General features: G+C 65.6%; 14 protein-coding genes and 1 pseudogene. 9 read left to right on the top strand and 6 right to left on the bottom strand.

What is annotated here, in order from left to right:
• The first annotated feature begins 110 nt into the window (after nt 1–110).
• Nucleotides 111–515, top strand: a complete 405-nt coding sequence (gene arfB, locus L0U83_RS08305; RefSeq protein WP_233881745.1) for an alternative ribosome rescue aminoacyl-tRNA hydrolase ArfB — start codon at nt 111–113, stop codon at nt 513–515.
• Between the two features lie 41 nt (nt 516–556).
• Here arfB and L0U83_RS08300 read toward each other — a convergent pair whose 3' ends face one another.
• From L0U83_RS08300 to L0U83_RS08285, 4 genes are all read right to left on the bottom strand, one after another.
• On the bottom strand, nt 557–1,861 hold the full coding sequence (locus tag L0U83_RS08300; RefSeq protein WP_233881744.1) for an EAL domain-containing protein: 1,305 nt from the start codon (nt 1,859–1,861) through the stop codon (nt 557–559).
• Nucleotides 1,862–2,114: 253 nt separating this feature from the next.
• Nucleotides 2,115–2,375 (bottom strand): hypothetical protein, encoded by a 261-nt coding sequence (locus L0U83_RS08295; protein WP_028212153.1) that lies wholly within the window; start codon nt 2,373–2,375, stop codon nt 2,115–2,117.
• A gap of 229 nt (nt 2,376–2,604) precedes the next feature.
• On the bottom strand, nt 2,605–2,835 hold the full coding sequence (locus L0U83_RS08290; protein WP_233881743.1) for a hypothetical protein: 231 nt from the start codon (nt 2,833–2,835) through the stop codon (nt 2,605–2,607).
• Between the two features lie 159 nt (nt 2,836–2,994).
• Nucleotides 2,995–3,717, bottom strand: a complete 723-nt coding sequence (locus L0U83_RS08285; RefSeq protein ID WP_233881742.1) for a YdcF family protein — start codon at nt 3,715–3,717, stop codon at nt 2,995–2,997.
• Nucleotides 3,718–4,004: 287 nt separating this feature from the next.
• Here L0U83_RS08285 and L0U83_RS08280 point away from each other — a divergent pair, with 287 nt between their 5' ends.
• Nucleotides 4,005–4,319, top strand: coding sequence for a hypothetical protein (locus L0U83_RS08280; RefSeq protein WP_028204806.1), 315 nt, complete (start codon nt 4,005–4,007; stop codon nt 4,317–4,319).
• Nucleotides 4,320–4,557: 238 nt separating this feature from the next.
• On the opposite strand, the gene L0U83_RS08275 is transcribed toward L0U83_RS08280, so the two are convergent.
• Nucleotides 4,558–4,845: a hypothetical protein gene (locus L0U83_RS08275; protein WP_233881741.1), complete on the bottom strand. Its 288-nt coding sequence runs from the start codon at nt 4,843–4,845 to the stop codon at nt 4,558–4,560.
• Nucleotides 4,846–5,135: 290 nt separating this feature from the next.
• Nucleotides 5,136–5,531 (bottom strand): annotated as a pseudogene (locus L0U83_RS08270) (transposase); the annotation flags it as partial.
• Between the two features lie 426 nt (nt 5,532–5,957).
• Between L0U83_RS08270 and L0U83_RS08265 the strand changes: the two are divergent.
• From L0U83_RS08265 to infB, 7 genes are all read left to right on the top strand, one after another.
• Nucleotides 5,958–6,860, top strand: coding sequence for a LysR family transcriptional regulator (locus L0U83_RS08265; protein WP_233881740.1), 903 nt, complete (start codon nt 5,958–5,960; stop codon nt 6,858–6,860).
• Nucleotides 6,861–6,956: 96 nt separating this feature from the next.
• Nucleotides 6,957–8,156 carry a pyridoxal phosphate-dependent aminotransferase gene (locus L0U83_RS08260; RefSeq protein WP_233881739.1) on the top strand — a complete coding sequence of 400 codons (1,200 nt, stop codon included), beginning with the start codon at nt 6,957–6,959 and terminating at the stop codon, nt 8,154–8,156.
• Nucleotides 8,157–8,494: 338 nt separating this feature from the next.
• Entirely contained in the window at nt 8,495–9,454 is a 960-nt protein-coding gene (scpB, locus tag L0U83_RS08255) for an SMC-Scp complex subunit ScpB (protein WP_233881738.1), read from the top strand.
• A gap of 62 nt (nt 9,455–9,516) precedes the next feature.
• Entirely contained in the window at nt 9,517–11,301 is a 1,785-nt protein-coding gene (rluB, locus tag L0U83_RS08250) for a 23S rRNA pseudouridine(2605) synthase RluB (RefSeq protein WP_233881737.1), read from the top strand.
• A gap of 575 nt (nt 11,302–11,876) precedes the next feature.
• Nucleotides 11,877–12,335, top strand: coding sequence for a ribosome maturation factor RimP (rimP, locus tag L0U83_RS08245; RefSeq protein ID WP_028204813.1), 459 nt, complete (start codon nt 11,877–11,879; stop codon nt 12,333–12,335).
• A complete protein-coding gene (gene nusA, locus L0U83_RS08240; RefSeq protein WP_069267875.1) occupies nt 12,332–13,807 on the top strand; it encodes a transcription termination factor NusA in 1,476 nt (491 codons plus the stop codon). The genes rimP and nusA overlap by 4 nt, the downstream gene beginning before the upstream one ends.
• 155 nt (nt 13,808–13,962) lie before the next feature.
• Complete coding sequence (gene infB / locus L0U83_RS08235; protein ID WP_233881736.1) at nt 13,963–16,920, top strand: translation initiation factor IF-2; 2,958 nt, start codon at nt 13,963–13,965, stop codon at nt 16,918–16,920.

The raw sequence follows: 16,920 nt of genomic DNA, 5'->3' as shown, positions 1-16,920 counted from the left end.
GCGGCGGACCGGCTCGCAGCTTGCGCTGGGCCTGTGACGCGTGTGTGGCGCGCTTGTGTCAACCGGGCCGCGCTGTGCGACACTGCCGCGTGCTCTCCTTCTAACTGCCCATGACCGCACGCGCGCCCATCCCGTTGCAGGAAATCGAACTCGTCGCCGTTCGCGCACAGGGCGCGGGCGGACAGAACGTGAACAAGGTGTCGAGCGCAATTCATCTGCGTTTCGACATCCGCGCCTCGTCGTTGCCCGAGGTGCTCAAGATGCGTCTGCTCGCACTCGCCGACCGTCGGATTACGAGTGAGGGCGTCGTGGTGATCAAGTCGCAGGAATATCGCACCCAGGAACAGAACCGGGTGGCCGCACTTGCACGCCTCGAGGAACTGGTCGACAGCGTGAGCGTGACGCGCAAGGCGCGCGTGGCGACGCGCCCAACGCGCGCCTCGAAGCTGCGCCGGCTCGACAGCAAGGCACGCACCGGGGAGCTCAAGGCGGGGCGCCGGCGCATCTCCGAATAGCGAATGGGACCGCGCGGCACATTGCCGGTCTGCCACACGCACTAACCCGGCTCGCGCCGCGGGCGCTCATGAGGCCCGTGCTCGGGCGGAAAGTCCGCACACAACACATGCGTCGCGCCGCCGTAGTCGAGCGCGATGGCGGCCGTGTAGCAGAGCTTGCCGTCGTTGAGCGAGTAGTGCGGACCCATCACCGCGACCGTGCCGGGCGCGGCGAGCGCACGCCGGAAGTACTCGCGGCGCGACCAGTTGCTGTGGGTGTCGGGATAGAAAGGCGCGAAGCGCGCGGGCGGCCCGATGTCGTCCATGGCAATCGACGGCTCATGCTGCTCGCCGTGTTCATCCGCGGTGAAGACGCGCTGCGCGTGGCTGCTGCCGTCGCCGAAAATCGCTTCGGCGGCCGCTTCGAGCGTTCCGCCGCCCGTGAGCACGCGCGCGCCGCACAGCATGGCGTGTGAGAGCGCGCCGAAATTGACCTGCTCGATGATCTCGGTGCTGCGCTGGTAGTCGGCGAAACGCCGCCACATCGACTGCGCGAGCGCGGGCGCGGCGGCGCTGGCTTCCCGTACCGAAGCTTGCGGCTCGCCGAACCAGAAGCCCTGCACGAGATCGACGTCGGCCTGCATCAGCACCATGAGCTGCGGCTCGGTCTCGACGCCTTCTGCCAGCACCATCGTGCCGGCGTGATGAAGGATCGAGACGAGTTCCGAGATGAAGGCCACATGACTTTCACCGCTGGCCGCGCGTGTGACGAGCGAGCGGTCGAGCTTGACGATGTCGGGCCGGTAGCGCCAGACGCGATCGAAATTGGAGAAACCCGCGCCGAAGTCGTCGAGCGCGACGAGGAAATCGCGGCCGCCGGCAGGCGGCCTTTCGTCGACGAACGAGCTGTGCTCGTCGCCGCCGCGCTGCTCGAGCACCTCGATCACCACGCGTTCGTGCGGGAAGTCGAAGTGCCGGCACAGGCCGTCGATTGCGGCTTGCGCGGGGTCGGCGGCGCGCGCGCTGCGCGGCAGCGTGTTCAGGAAGATCCAGCCGGTCTCCAAGCCTTGCGCGACGAAATTCGCGAGATGCAGGCAGCGAGCGAGCTCGTCGAGCTGCTGCGCCTTCGCGCCTTCCACCGTTGCGAACAGCTCCGCCGGAGCGACGGCGCGGCCTGACTCGTCGGTGACGCGCAGCAACGCCTCATAGCCGACCACGCGCTGATGCGTGATCGAGAGCACGGGTTGGAATGCGCTGTCGAGCGCGTAACCGTGCCAGTGCGCACTCCAGCCGGCAGTACGCGGCTGGAGTTGGGCGAGCAGGCTGGAGGCAGCAATCGCCTTTGCGTTCGACGGATCGTTCGGCATGGCTCGGGACGCGCGGCGGGCGGCGCGCGCGGTTCGTGGGCGTTTGAGCCCGCAGGCCCGCACCTGACGGCGGTGACCGGGAGGGCCCGTCGTCAAGTGTACGGACTATCGGAAAACGCTGCGCGCACGAGTCGTGCCTGCTGCGGCGACGCAATGCGTGCCGATGGAGTTTGGGAGAGTCGAAGTCGGGAGAGGGCGCTCGCGTCGCGTGCGAGCGCCTCGGGTGCAGCCTGCTGGCGGTCGTATTTGCCGCTCAGTGCGCGGTGTTGGGCACGTCGAGAATCAGGATGATGGTCCAGTCCGCGTCGCCTTCGTGATGATATTGACGTTCGGCGACGATGAACGGCTGCTGCTTGCCGGCCGGCCCGAGGAACAGCACGTCGCCTTCCATCGGCAGGCATTCGATGGGGGGCAGCGCGAGATACGCGTCCTGGTTGCCGCCGCGCGGCATCAGTTTTTCGATCTTGCGTGAGGCCGCTTCGGTCCATTCGATGTCGAGCTGGATGTTGCTCATTGTGGTTCTCCGCGCGTGGCGCGCACAAAAGGTTGGGTCTACGCCGGCCGGGGCGTTTTCGAGGTGCGCGACTTTAGCATACCGCGCCCGCGCGCCGCCGCGGTGGCGATGCGCAGGAGTCCACAACCGCAGCGGGAGACGCGGCGAATAAAAAAGCCGATGACGGCGAGACCGGCATCGGCTTCATTCCCAGGACAGCGCGGCCCGCGTGCGCTGGCCTGCCCTGTTCTTACTGGGCGGGGGCCTTCTTGTGATGCGGATGGCCCGACGACTTGTGTTGCGTCATGGGCGCCGGTGCGGGCGCGGCTTGCTGTTGCTGCTGCAGGGCCTGCGCGCGTTGCAGGACGTCGTCGGCCCTGGCCGGATCGGTGCTCATCGTGATGCCGTTATCCGATTGCGCATGCGCAGCGCCCGCCAGCGCGGAAAGCGAAATCAGGACTGCGAGGGACACTTTTTTCATCTCTACCTCCGAAGGAGCGGTTTATGGACCCAGCCGTTACCTGTCCAAGCAGGATGGACATGACATTCTAACGACCAAATACTCGCTCCAGATGACATCGCGTAAGCCGTTCGTGCGGGAGTTACATCTCGTTACATCTGACGCCGCCATACGCTCATACTAAAACCAGCCAATCATCCGATACACATAAAACTGGGCAACTCCAATCGATTCGTGCAGCGCCGTCTCGGCGGACTTGAGATTGGCCACGCGCGGCAGCAGGCCGCGCTCGACGCGGCGCACGCTGGATACCGCGGGCAGCGGGTTCATGTCAAAGCGCTGGAAATCGAGCATCGCGCGGCGCATCTGGTACGACGACGTCACGAGCAGGAGTGTTTCATCGTTCCCGGCCCGGACGATGGGCGCGACATTGCGCGCGTTCTGATACGTCGTGAGGCTCTGGTTCTCGAGCACGAGATCGGCGCTCGGCACGCCGGCGCGCAGCAGGTAGGGCGCGTAGTTGTCGGCCTCGGCGCTCGCATGGTGTTCCGGATTACCGCCACTCACGATCACGCGACACGCGCCGCCCGCGCGTGCGCACTGCGCGTGCAGTTCGGCGGCAAGGGCAATGCGTGCGAAGACGTCGCGCGCGGGAACCAGTTGGCCGTCGCGGGATTCGGTGCCGCCGCCCAGCATGATGATGGCGGTGCGAGAGCCGAAGCGCGCCGGGCCGTTTTTGGCCTGATCGTAGGGAGTGCGATATAACGCCGGCTGCGCGAAATCGAGCAGCACGCCGGTGAGCCAACCGGTGGCGAGCAGCCAGAAGACCAGCGCCGCGCAGGCTGCGACACGCCAGCGCGCGCTGCGCCACAGCAGTCCGAGCGCAACAAATAGCGCAAACAAAACGATTAGAATCAATTTGGATGAGGTAACGTATTGTTTTCGGGAAAATGCGCGTCCAACCGACCTTTGCGCCGCGAACGTGGCGCGGCGTTGGCCGTGCGGGAAGCGGTGAAGCCGCTTTCACGGGGGCCCGGATAACCTGCAGTCCCTGCCGCTGCACAGCGCACGGATGGGGCGCATGAGCCCGCCCAGGGCACAGAGTGCGCCGTTCTCAGGTCCGCATTGCGCCGCAACCGGCTTGCGCGAGGCTCAATGATCGCAGGGCTGCATTTTAAGAAAGAAGTGAGATGACCACGTATTCCAACGAAGCAGTACTCGAAGCGCTACGGCGGGTGCAGTATCGGCAGGTCCCGTGGGCGCGTCGTCCTGAAGTGTTCCAATATTTGCGCGATCTCGGCATGATGGACATCGTCCGGCAGCGCACGGTTGCGCCGGCTCCGGGCTTCCATGCGCCAGTCGATATCGCGGTGCTCACCGATCGCGGCCGCGCCGAATTCGCGAGGCTCGCGCGCGACGAGCGCACGCTCCAGTGGAGTGCGCATCGCGTGGCCGACTACGTCGCTGAGCGCGTGCCCCAATCCGGCCTCGAAGCCAGCCAGTAGCACTCTTCCTTCTTCGTCCCGCAAAAAAAAGCCCGCATCGAAAGATACGGGCTTACCGGAATTACTGCTGCCACGCTGTGCTTGATGGCGTAAGGATAGACCGCACGTGAGGCGCGGTGGTTCCCTGGGGCAGGGTATATGCTGAGCCACGAGGTTCCGGGGCAGTCTTGGCGCCCTCCGTCATCGTCCCTCGTTCATCGGTCCCAGCAGTCTCCTCGATGGTGTTTCGCTGGCCGGCTCACCGCCGCTGCGTCGGTTCCTGCCTCTGCGGCGCGCTGCGGCGCGCATTGTCCGCAATGTCGCCGCGCAAATCGCCGCGCGGCACCGGCGGGTTACCCGCGTTCGGGTCAGGCGCGGCGGGCGGCACTGCATGCGCGCCGGTGTGCGATATCGACCAGGTCGGAACGGAGGCATGCGGCGGCTGGGCCGTGGCGCTGAAAGACATAAACGACGCCGCCGGCGCGAAAAGGGCGAGAGCGGACAGCGAAACCATGACGCCCCGGATGTGCAGGTTCATGGATTTCATGGTGGTTCCCCGTCAAACCAGTTTCTTGACGTTAATGGACATGGTCCTAAGCTAACGTCGGACGCGAAAGCGCGCTGTAAATATTGGTAATGAGATGTATCGCGCGGTGCCGATCGCCTCGTTGCGGACGCAGCGAAGTCAAATGCGGTCTGGATGAGCCAGAGAGGGGCGGCGGTGCTGGGCCGGGTTCGGGCCACGGTCTGCAGCAGCCACGAAGTGCGGAAGGGATGGGAGAAAAACACGCCGGGTGCACGAAGCACCCGGCGGAAAAGCAAATGAAGCGCGGCTTAGGCCATCTTGACCGGCGCGCGCCACGATTCCGGGTTGGTCCAAAACGCGCCACGCAGGCGATCGCGGCTGGGCGGTGCGGGCGGTTTGGTCGCCGTGGCGCCGATACGGCCGCGCAGCGAAATTTCACGCCCGTTCGTGCTCAGTCGCTTGACGATTTCCGCAAGCGTGCCGTCTGCCTGCCACTCGTCGAAACGGCGGCGGCAGGTCGGCGGCGAGGGGTAGCGGCCCGGGAGCTTGGACCAGCCTTCACCCGTCGAAAGGACCCAGAGCACCGCGTTGACCACAGCACGCGCTTCGACGCGAGGCCGTCCGCGCCGTTCGCTCCGTGCCGGTTCAGCACAGAACAACGCCTCGACCAGCGCCCATTCGTTGTCTCTCAAATCGTCGAACAGCATCATGTTTCACCTCAGCGAAGCTATCTCCGGTGCGCTGCCCCGCGCTGCGCACTCTTCATGTACTCCCGGCCGGATGCCGGAGTACCAGGCGGGCCCGGCTGGAACAGTCCCGGACTGCATGCTTCCGGTACGTCCATCGAACCTGTGCGTGCCTTAATGCGAAAACCGTGCCAGCACGTACGTTCTCGTCTTGAAGCCGCGTGGCGCCAAGCCCGCGCGGGAGATTGCCAGGGGCGTATAAGACTCGAAAACACTTATCGAGAAAATCGGGAGAATCACCAATCTTGTGCAGGCAAGCCCGTCCTGCGTGCGTTTGCGCCGTATTGCTGCATTGCGGCGAACAATGGGCAACGCGGTTCCTCTACCCGTAACGGTGGATGTCCGGCATAGAATTGCATGAAAACGGACAATTCATGAGGCAAGCAGATGAATGTGACGCTGCGGCAGTTGCGAGTGTTCATCGAGGTCGCCCGGCTGCAGAGTTTTAGCCGGGCGGGGGATGAAATCGGGCTCACGCAGTCTGCCGTGAGCCGCTGCGTGCGCGAACTGGAAGCCGAGATCGGCGTGAAGCTCGTCGACCGGACCACGCGCGAGGTGCAGCTCACGGATGTCGGCGCGAACCTGATCGCGAGCATTCCGCGCTTGCTCAACGATCTCGACGACGCCTTGCGCGAAATCCGCGAGATTGGCGAGCAGCGGCGCGGCCGCGTCGTCGTGGCGGCAAGTCCGACGGTCGCGTGCCGCTTGATGCCGCAGGTCGTGGCCGCGTGCGGGCGGCAGTTTCCCTATATCACGCTTGGATTGCGCGACGACGTGCAGAGCGACGTCGTCCGCAAGATCCGCTCCGGCGAGGTGGACTTCGGCGTCATCATTGGGCCCTTTGCCGCTGAAGATCTCGAAACGCAGTGTCTGACCACGGACTCGTTCTGCGTGGTCGTGCGCGGCGATCACGCGCTCGCGTTGAGTCAGGAAGTCTCGTGGAAGGAGCTGGACGGCGAGCGCCTCGTGATGCTCGACTACGCCTCGGGCAGCCGCCCGCTCATCGACGCCGTAATGAGCGAGCAGGGCGTGCGCGCCCGTGTGGTGCAGGAGCTGGGCCATCCCGCCACGGTATTCGGCCTCGTCGAAGCGGGCGTGGGCATCAGCGTGCTGCCCTGGCTCGCGCTGCCCGTACCGGCGGGCGCGCCCTTGCTTGCGCGGCCGCTCGTGCCGCGCGCTGAGCGCACCGTCGAGCTCGTGCGGCGGCGCGACCGCTCGCTTTCGCCGGCCGCCGAGGCGGTTTGGTCGCTGATCCGTCAACTCGCCGGCCAGCCCGAAGCGCCGCACTGATACCGCCGCGCCGGCGCTTGTGGGCGCGGACCTCATGGCGTCCGGCCGCGCGCTACACTTCACGCTTTCCCACTTTCTGTGTCACCCGGAACTCCGATGAGCGATCTCGATCCGTCGTCCTCCGTCTCCCTGCCGCGCGAAGCGGTGCGTGCGTTGCGCTCGTCGCAGATCCGCGAAGTGGCGAACGCCGGGTTCGGTGTTCCCGACGTGCTGCCGTTCTGGTTCGGCGAGTCCGACCGCGTGACACCGCCGTTCATCCGCGAGGCGGCCGCCGAGGCGCTCGGGCGTGGCGACACGTTTTATACGCACAACCTGGGTATCGCGCCGCTGCGCGAATCGCTCGCACGCTACGTGAGCGAACTGCACGGCGCGACGACGGTGGACAACCTCGCGGTGACGAGCGCCGGCGTCAATGCGCTGATGCTGGCGGCGCAGCTCGTCGTGGGCGCGGGCGACCGGGTGGTGGCGGTGACGCCACTGTGGCCGAACCTCGTCGAAATCCCGAAGATTCTCGGCGCCACGGTCGAGACGGTCTCGCTGGGCTACGGCGAGCACGGCTGGACGCTCGATCTCGACCGGCTGCTGACGGCGCTCACGCCCGACACGCGCCTCCTCATGATCAACTCGCCGAACAATCCGACGGGCTGGGTGATGACGCGCGAGCAACAGCGCGCGGTGCTCGAGCATTGCCGGCGCCTAGGCATCTGGATCGTCGCCGACGAGGTCTACGAGCGCCTTTACTACGGCGACGCGAGTGAGCGCACCGCGCCCTCGTTCCTCGACATCGCGTCGCGCGAAGAGCGGCTGATCTGCGTCAATTCGTTCTCGAAGGCCTGGCTCATGACCGGCTGGCGGCTCGGCTGGATGGTCGTACCGCGCACCTTGACCGACGATCTGGGCAAGCTGGTCGAGTACAACACCTCGTGCGCGCCCTCGTTCGTGCAGCAGGCCGGCATTGCCGCGGTCGAGCACGGCGAACCGTTCACGCGCTCGCTCGTGGCCGATCTGCGTACCTCGCGCGACCACCTCGCCGCGGCGCTTGCGAAGCTGCCCGGCGTCGACGTGAAGGTGCCGCACGGCGCGATGTACCTGTTTTTCCGGCTGGCGGGCGCGCAGAATAGCCTCGAACTGTGCAAGGCGCTGGTGCGCGACGCGGGCCTCGGGCTCGCGCCGGGCAGCGCGTTCGGTCCGCAAGGCGAAGGCTTCGTGCGCTGGTGCTATGCGTGCGATCCGGCGCGGCTCGACGCGGGCGTCGAGCGACTCGCGCGTTACCTGCAGGCGGTGGGAGCGCATTGAACCGGTGCTGAGGGCGCACCGGGCCGGTGTGACGCGGGGTAGCGCAACGCGGCGGCGCGGCCAGGGTTAAAATGAGGCCACTCATGCGGAATGGCGTCTTTACGCACCCAGCGTTTTTGCGTAATATGGCGCTCAGTCAAGCGATTCCCTGCGGGAAAGTCGCGGCTCCCTCCGGCTGGGTCTGGCTCTTTGCCTGAATTTCGGCCCCCCGGTGCGTGCTCCCATCAATATGACCGATCAGAATCGGGCGAGCGCGTCTCCAGTTCCATATCGTCTTTCGTCTGTCTGATCCGGTTCCTTGAACCTGATTTACCTTACTTAGGGTCTGACCTGGCTGCATGAATACCCAAGAGGCGAAAATCGTCCTCGAGACTGCATTGATCTGCACGCAGGAGCCGTTGAAGATCGGCGAACTGCGCAAACTGTTTGCCGACGACATTTCGGCTGACACGGTCCGCAACCTGCTCGAAGACCTGCGGCATGAATGGTCCGGGCGCGGCGTCGAGCTGGTGGGGCTCGCGTCGGGCTGGCGCTTTCAGAGCAAGCCGGCCATGCGGACGTACCTTGACCGGTTGCATCCCGAAAAGCCGCCGCGCTATTCGCGCGCGGTCCTCGAAACGCTCGCAATCATCGCGTACCGGCAGCCGGTCACGCGCGGCGACATCGAGGAAATTCGTGGCGTCACGGTCAACACGCAGGTCGTCAAGCAGCTCGAGGACCGTAGCTGGATCGAAGTGATCGGTCATCGTGACGTGCCGGGACGCCCGGCGCTCTATGCAACGACGCGGGAGTTTCTCGACGATCTCGGACTCAAGTCGCTCGACGAATTGCCGCCGCTCGACGATCCGTCGAGCCAGTTCGGCGAGCAACTGCTTGCGCAGCATGCGATCGAGTTTCCCGAGAGCGCCGCCGCGCAGTTCGTTGGGGAAGCGCAGCCCGAGGCTGCCGCCGATGCGGCAGGCGCGGAAGATGCGGCAGCGTCGACGGTAGCGGAAAGCCAGGTCTCGGGCGTCGAAACGTCGGAGCAGTCCGGAAGCGAAGCGCACGGCACGCACGAAACGGAAGAAGCGCACGAGGTGGCAGGCGCAAACGTTGCGTACGCAGCCGATGCCTCGGGCGACGCGGTATATGACGAAACAAGCCTCGCTCAGCACGGGTCAGCCCCGCACGCTTACGCGCAGGATGCCGCGCACGCAGCAGATGCGGCGGGCGAAGAAGAACACGAAGACCGCCGCGACGCGGCGCAGGACGACCCCGTCTCGACGACGGACGACGAAGCCGCACGACGCGGCATCTGAAGCAACAAGCATTTTTGACGCGCCCCGCAAGCGGGCGCGCAACCTGACATCTTGAGGTTGTTTTGACTGATATCCACGACACCGATTCGACCGATGCGCCCGAATCTGCGCGCCGCGCGTCTTCCGCGCGCGACGACGACACGCGTACTTCGCAGGTCGAAGGCGAAGCACAGGGCGGCGAGGGCGAAGAGCGTCCGCGCCGCGGCCTGCGCCGCGGGCCGCGCAGCCTGATCGCGCGCCGCCGCGCGGGCGCGAAGGCAAAGGCCGCCGATGGCGCAGAGGGCGCCGACGTGTCCGCAGCGCCTGCCGCCGTGCCGCAGGCGACGCCTGAGCACGCTCCCACCGGGCGCGCACCGCGCAAGGAAGGCGGCGCGAAGAAGCCGGGCCGCCGTCAGAACGCGGGCGCCGCCGCTCAGGGTGAGCGTCAAGGCGAGCGCCAGGGTGAGCGTCAACAGGGTGCCAGGCGCCAGAAGGGACAAGGCCAGGGCCGCGGCGAAGGCCAGCCGGTCGCCGCTACGACCGAATCCACTCCGGACGACCTGTTCCTCTACGTGACTTCGCCTGCGTTCGACGCGGACAACGGCGCCGGTTCGGGCGTGCGCGCACCGATGCTGCGCCGCGGCCGCGCCCAGCAGCCCAAGCGCGTGCTGAGCCCCGACGACGATGCACCGAAGCTGCACAAGGTGCTGGCAGATGCGGGCATGGGTTCGCGCCGCGACATGGAGGAGCTGATCATCGCCGGGCGCGTCTCGGTGAACGGCGAGCCTGCCCACATTGGCCAGCGCATCCTGCCGACCGACCAGGTCCGCATCAACGGCAAGCCCATCAAGCGCAAGCTGCAGAACAAGCCGCCGCGCGTGCTGATCTACCACAAGCCGACCGGCGAAATCGTGAGCCACGCCGATCCGGAAGGCCGTCCCTCGGTGTTCGACCGCCTGCCGCCGATGAAAACGGCGAAGTGGCTTGCCGTCGGCCGTCTGGACTTCAACACCGAAGGTCTGCTGATGCTGACGACCTCGGGCGATCTTGCGAACCGCTTCATGCACCCGCGCTACAGCGTCGAGCGTGAGTACGCGGTACGCGTTGTGGGTGAATTGAGCGAAGGGATGCGCCAGAAGCTGCTCAAGGGCGTCGAGCTCGAGGACGGCCCTGCGAGCTTCCTGCGTATCCGCGACGGTGGCGGCGAAGGCACGAACCACTGGTACCACGTCGCGCTGGCCGAAGGCCGTAACCGCGAAGTGCGGCGTATGTTCGAGGCGGCCGGCCTGATGGTGAGCCGCCTGATCCGCACGCGCCACGGCCCGATCGCGCTGCCCAAGGGCCTCAAGCGCGGCCGCTGGGAAGAGCTCGAAGACAACCAGGTGCGCGCGCTGATGGCGGCAGTCGGCTTGAAAGCGCCAAGCGAAGAAAAGGGCGGTCGTGGCGGCAAGGAGCAGGAGCGTCGCCAGCCCGATCCGATGCAGACGTCGATGGGCTTCATCAACCGCGAGCCGGTGCTGAGTTCGCACGGTGCGATGGGCCAGCCACGTCAAGGGCAGGGGCAGGGACGCCGAGGCGCGGCGGGCGGCTTCGGCGGCGGCACGGGTGCCGGATACGGCAACTTCGGCGCGGGCTCTGGTTTCGGCGGCCGCGGCGGCAACCGCGCGGGCGGCCGAGAGGTCGACGGCAACCGTGCGCCGGGCGCGGGCGGCAAGCGTGCGGGCGGCAATGCCGGCAGCAATGCCGGCGGCAATCGCCGCAGCGGTCCGGGCAACGGCGGCAATGCCAACCCCAATGGCAACCGCGCAGGCGGCAACAGCCGCGGCGGCCCGCGTGGCACGCCGCGCAACCGCACGCGCGGCCACTGATCCGCAAGGCGAGCGACGCCCGGCCGCACCATGCGGTCGGCGTCGCGGCGATGCAACGGCGGCGATGCGCGCGGTTTGCGCAGTAACCGCAGTCGCTGTCGTTTCAAATGCGCGTGGTTCGCGTATAAAACGCCGGAAAATCCCCCTTGCGAGCCCGTAAATAACGGCAAAAGACGGCTCGGGCTTGACCGCGGATTTGCGTTAATGTGCAAAAAAGGCTAGAATCACAAAGTCGCTGGGCGTGCGGCTGTTATTTGCGCCCCAGGTGCGACCACCTGGCTAAGTGAGAAGATGGGCGTTTCGCCCATTTTTTTTTGGTTCGCCCCAAACTGGTTACCAACAGATGCCGACGTTTCACGTTCGGCATTGTCAATTTGGGGTGTCCAAAGTCACTAATGGCGTTAGCAACGCGGTACCAACGTGTTGCCAGCGCCCCGGGTCGTTCGTCATCGTGGGGCAGGTAGGTGAGAAGCGCGCGCGCTCACCTGGCGCGCGGCCCGCGAATCCCTAGCGAAGCAAGAATTAGAGCGAAGGAAGTTGCTGGCCCGCTGCGCAGAACATCTGGAGTGGGCATTGTGCAACTGACGGAACTGATTGAAACCACGGTCACCGGGCTCGGGTACGAGCTGGTCGACCTCGAGCGCACCGGGCGCGGCATGCTGACCATCTTCATCGATCAGCCCGCGGGGATCGCGATCGAGGACTGCGAGAAGGTCACGCGTCAGCTGCAGCACGTTCTGACGGTCGAGAATATCGACTACGAGCGGCTAGAGGTTTCGTCGCCCGGTCTCGACCGTCCGCTGAAAAAACTGGCGGACTTCGAACGCTTCGCAGGCTGCGAAGCGGTAATCACGTTGAAAAAGCCATTGGACGGACGGAAATCGTACCGGGGCATTGTGCATGCTCCTGAAGGCGAATCCATCGGTCTGGAATTCGAAGGGAAGGCGGGTCCTGCGATGCTTGATTTCACGCTCGCAGACATCGATAAAGCACGCCTTGTCCCCAAAGTTGACTTTAGGAGCCGCAAACAATGAGTCGCGAAGTGTTGATGCTGGTGGATGCGCTGGCACGCGAGAAGAATGTCGACAAGGACGTGGTGTTCGCCGCCCTTGAAGCGGCGCTTGCGTCAGCCTCCAAGAAACTCTTCGACGAGGATGCGGATATCCGCGTGCATATCGACCGCGAAAGCGGCGAGCACGAGACGTTCCGCCGCTGGCGCGTCGTGCCGGACGAGGCGGGCCTGCAGGAGCCGGACCAGGAAATCCTGCTGTTCGAAGCGCGGGAGCAGGATCCGGAGGCGCAGATCGACGGTTTCGTCGAGCAGCCGGTGCCCTCGGTCGAGTTCGGCCGTATCGGCGCGCAGGCCGCCAAGCAGGTGATCCTGCAGAAGGTGCGTGACGCCGAGCGCGAGCAGATCCTGAACGATTTCCTCGAGCGCGGCGAAAGCATCATGACCGGCACGGTCAAGCGCATGGACAAGGGCAACTTCATCGTCGAATCCGGCCGTGTGGAAGCGCTGCTGCGCCGCGACCAGCTGATTCCGAAGGAAAACCTGCGTGTGGGTGACCGCGTGCGCGCCTGGATCGGCAAGGTCGACCGCACCGCTCGCGGCCCGCAGATCGAACTCTCGCGTACGGCGCCCGAGTTCCTGATGAAGCTGTTCGAAATGGAAGTGCCCGAAATCGAACAGGGTCTCCTCGAGATCAAGGCTGCGGCGCGCGATCCGGGCGTACGCGCCAAGATTGGCGTGGTGGCCTACGACAAGCGCATCGACCCGATTGGCACCTGCGTCGGCATTCGCGGCTCGCGCGTGCAGGCCGTGCGCAACGAGCTCGGTGGCGAAAACGTCGACATCGTGCTATGGTCGGAAGATCCCGCCCAGTTCGTGATCGGCGCGCTCGCGCCGGCTGCCGTGCAGTCGATCGTCGTCGACGAGGAAAAGCACTCGATGGACGTCGTGGTCGACGAGAGCGAACTCGCGGTCGCGATCGGCCGTAGTGGCCAGAACGTGCGTCTCGCCAGCGAACTGACCGGCTGGCAAATCAATATCATGACGCCGGATGAATCTGCGCAAAAGCAGAATCAGGAGCGCACGGTGCTGCGCGACCTGTTCATGGCGCGTCTCGACGTGGATGAGGAAGTCGCCGACATCCTGATCGACGAAGGCTTCACAAGCCTCGAAGAGATCGCCTACGTGCCGCTCAACGAAATGCTGGAAATCGAAGCGTTCGACGAGGACACCGTGCACGAACTGCGCAACCGCGCTCGCGACGCGCTGCTTACGCAGGCTATCGCGAACGAGGAGAAGGTGGAAAGCGCCGCGCTGGACCTGAAGAGTCTGGACGGTATCGACCCGGACCTGCTCGCGAAACTGGCGCAGCATGAAGTTCACACCCGCGACGAGCTCGCCGAGCTGGCCGTGGACGAGCTGGTCGAAATGACGGGAATGGAAGAGGACGCCGCCAAGGCGTTGATCATGAAGGCACGTGAGCACTGGTTCCAGTGACCCGGTAACGGGAAACGACACCAGGGCGCGACGAGCAGGAAGCGACCATGACCCACTGATCTGATCGCGGCGGAGCCTTGCAGGAAGCAAGGCACCCAAGGCCGCATGACCCGATGTCAACCGCAAGGAATCGGTCCTTGCATTAAGAGGAATGAATGGCGAGTAACAACGTAGCCCAATTTGCCGCGGAACTGAAGATGCCTGCCGGCGTGCTGCTGGAGCAGCTGCAGGCGGCGGGCGTCACGAAAGCGAGCGAAGCTGACTCCTTGTCCGAAACGGACAAGGCGCGTCTGCTCGACCACTTGCGCAAGTCTCACGGCTCGACTGATGCAGACAAGCGCAAGATCACGCTGACGAAACGGCATACGTCGGAAATCAAGCAGTCCGATTCGACGGGTAAGGCTCGCACCATTCAGGTCGAGGTGCGCAAGAAGCGCACATTCGTCCGCCGCGACGAGTCCGCCGGTGAGGCGGAGGCATCGAATCATGCAGTCGACGCAGCCACTGCCGCCGAAGAGGCGGAGCTGCAGCGCCGCGAGGAAGAAGCGCGCCGCGAGGCAGAACTGCTCGAGCGTCAGGCCCAGGAGCTCAAGGAGCGCCAGGAACTGCTTGCGCGTGAGGAGTCCGAGCGCCGTGCGCGTGAAGAGGCCGCCGAGGCCGAGCGCCGCCGTGCCGAAGAGGAAGCTGCAAAGAAGAAGGCTGCGGCCGATACCGCCGCTCGAGAACTGGCCGCTCAAGCCGTGGCAGCGCAGCGCAACGCCGAAGCGGAAGCGAAGGAAGTGAAGCAACAGCAGGACCAGCAAGAAGAGCAGCGCGCCGCAGCCGAGCGCGCCGCGCAGCGCGAAGCGGCCCAGAAGGCCGAAGCCGCCGCGCGCGAAGCCGCCGAAAAGGCGCAGAAGGAACAGGACGAGATCGCTCGCCGCCGCGCGGCTGCTGAAGCCGAAGCGCGCGCGATCCGCGAAATGATGAACACGCCGCGCAAGGCGCAGGTGAAGGCGCCCGAGCCGCCCAAGCCCGTCGAGCCGCCCAAGCCCGCCGAAGCCAAGGGCACGCTGCACAAGCCGGCCCGTCCGGAAGGTGCGCCGGCGCGTCCGGCAGCCGGTGCAGGCGCCGCGGCGAAGAAGCCGGCCACGACGGCCGCGCCTTCGACGAGCGCGCCGGGCGCAGGCGCGGGCGACCGCAACAAGAAGCCGGGCGCAGGCAAGGGCGGCTGGCAGGACGACGCGGCCAAGCGCCGTGGCATCAAGACGCGCGGCGACTCGTCGGGCGGCGTGGACCGCGGCTGGCGCGGTGGCCCGAAGGGCCGTGGCCGTCACCAGGACGCTTCGACGTTCCAGGCGCCGACCGAGCCGATCGTGCGTGAAGTCCACGTGCCGGAAACCATCACCGTGGCCGACCTCGCGCACAAGATGTCCGTGAAGGCGTCGGAAGTCATCAAGGTGATGATGAAGATGGGCCAGATGGTCACCATCAACCAGATGCTCGACCAGGAAACGGCGATGATCATCGTCGAGGAACTCGGCCACCGTGCGGTTGCCGCGAAGCTCGACGATCCGGAAGCGCTGCTGGTCGAAGGCCAGGCTACGGGTACGGACGCCGAGCAACTGCCGCGTCCGCCGGTCGTCACCGTCATGGGTCACGTCGACCACGGCAAGACGTCGCTGCTCGACTACATCCGCCGCGCCAAGGTTGCAGCGGGCGAAGCGGGCGGCATTACGCAGCACATCGGCGCATACCACGTCGAAACGCCGCGTGGCGTTATCACGTTCCTCGACACGCCGGGTCACGAGGCCTTCACGGCCATGCGTGCTCGCGGTGCGAAGGCAACCGACATTGTCATTCTGGTGGTCGCGGCCGACGACGGCGTGATGCCGCAGACGAAGGAAGCGATCTCGCACGCGAAGGCTGCGGGCGTGCCGCTCGTCGTGGCGATCAACAAGATCGACAAGCCCGATGCGAACCCCGAGCGCGTGAAGCAGGAACTCGTGGCGGAAGGCGTCGTGCCGGAAGAGTACGGTGGCGACTCGCCGTTCGTCCCGGTGTCGGCGAAGACCGGCGCGGGCATCGACGATCTGCTCGAAAACGTGCTGCTGCAAGCCGAAGTGCTGGAACTGAAGGCACCGGTCGAAGCACCGGCCAAGGGCATCGTCATCGAAGCGAAGCTCGACAAGGGTAAGGGTCCGGTTGCAACGATTCTCGTCCAGTCGGGTACGCTCAATCGCGGCGACGTCGTACTGGCAGGTAGCGCCTACGGCCGCGTGCGCGCCATGCTCGACGAAACGGGCAAGACGACGAAGGAAGCCGGCCCGTCGATCCCGGTCGAAATCCAGGGTCTCTCGGAAGTGCCGGGCGCGGGCGAAGAAGTCATCGTGCTGCCGGACGATCGCAAGGCGCGTGAAATCGCCATGTTCCGTCAGGGCAAGTTCCGCGACGTCAAGCTCGCGAAGCAGCAAGCCGCGAAGCTCGAAAACATGCTCGAGCAGATGGGTGAGGGCGAAGTGCAGAACCTGCCGCTCATCGTCAAGGCGGACGTGCAGGGTTCGCAGGAAGCGCTGGTGCAATCGCTGCTCAAACTGTCGACCAGCGAAGTGCGCGTGCAGATCGTGCACAGCGCGGTCGGTGCGATCAGCGAGTCGGACGTCAACCTGGCAACGGCTTCGAAGGCGGTCATCATTGGCTTCAATACGCGTGCGGATGCGCAGGCGCGTAAGGTGGCCGAGGCGAACGGCATCGACATCCGCTACTACAACATCATCTATGACGCAGTGGATGAGGTGAAGGCGGCGATGTCCGGCATGCTCGCGCCGGAGAAGCGCGAGACGGTGACGGGTATGGCCGAGGTGCGTCAGGTGATCCGCGTGCCGAAGGTCGGCCTGATCGCGGGTTGTATGATCACGGACGGTTTCGTCAAGCGTTCGTCGTCGGTGCGCGTGATTCGCAACAACGTGGTCATCCACACCGGCGAACTCGACTCGCTCAAGCGCTTCAAGGACGACGTCAAGGAAGTCAAGCAAGGCTTCGAATGCGGTATGTCGATCAAGAACTTCAACGACATCGTCGAAGGCGACCAGTTCGAAGTGTTCGAGATCACCGAAGTCGCGCGTACGCTGTAA

The organism is Paraburkholderia flagellata, from assembly GCF_021390645.1.
Lineage (GTDB): Bacteria > Pseudomonadota > Gammaproteobacteria > Burkholderiales > Burkholderiaceae > Paraburkholderia > Paraburkholderia flagellata.
The sequence above is the reverse complement of the archived record's forward strand: the minus strand, read 5'-3'. Positions and strand labels throughout refer to the sequence as shown.

Excerpts from the sequence above, each read along its gene's own strand:
- arfB (WP_233881745.1), top strand. The coding sequence starts at position 111 with ATGACCGCACGCGCGCCCATCCCGTTGCAGGAAATCGAACTCGTCGCC.
- L0U83_RS08300 (WP_233881744.1), bottom strand. The coding sequence starts at position 1,861 with ATGCCGAACGATCCGTCGAACGCAAAGGCGATTGCTGCCTCCAGCCTG.
- L0U83_RS08295 (WP_028212153.1), bottom strand. The coding sequence starts at position 2,375 with ATGAGCAACATCCAGCTCGACATCGAATGGACCGAAGCGGCCTCACGC.
- L0U83_RS08290 (WP_233881743.1), bottom strand. The coding sequence starts at position 2,835 with ATGAAAAAAGTGTCCCTCGCAGTCCTGATTTCGCTTTCCGCGCTGGCG.
- L0U83_RS08280 (WP_028204806.1), top strand. The coding sequence starts at position 4,005 with ATGACCACGTATTCCAACGAAGCAGTACTCGAAGCGCTACGGCGGGTG.
- L0U83_RS08275 (WP_233881741.1), bottom strand. The coding sequence starts at position 4,845 with ATGAAATCCATGAACCTGCACATCCGGGGCGTCATGGTTTCGCTGTCC.
- L0U83_RS08265 (WP_233881740.1), top strand. The coding sequence starts at position 5,958 with ATGAATGTGACGCTGCGGCAGTTGCGAGTGTTCATCGAGGTCGCCCGG.
- L0U83_RS08260 (WP_233881739.1), top strand. The coding sequence starts at position 6,957 with ATGAGCGATCTCGATCCGTCGTCCTCCGTCTCCCTGCCGCGCGAAGCG.
- scpB (WP_233881738.1), top strand. The coding sequence starts at position 8,495 with ATGAATACCCAAGAGGCGAAAATCGTCCTCGAGACTGCATTGATCTGC.
- nusA (WP_069267875.1), top strand. The coding sequence starts at position 12,332 with ATGAGTCGCGAAGTGTTGATGCTGGTGGATGCGCTGGCACGCGAGAAG.
- infB (WP_233881736.1), top strand. The coding sequence starts at position 13,963 with ATGGCGAGTAACAACGTAGCCCAATTTGCCGCGGAACTGAAGATGCCT.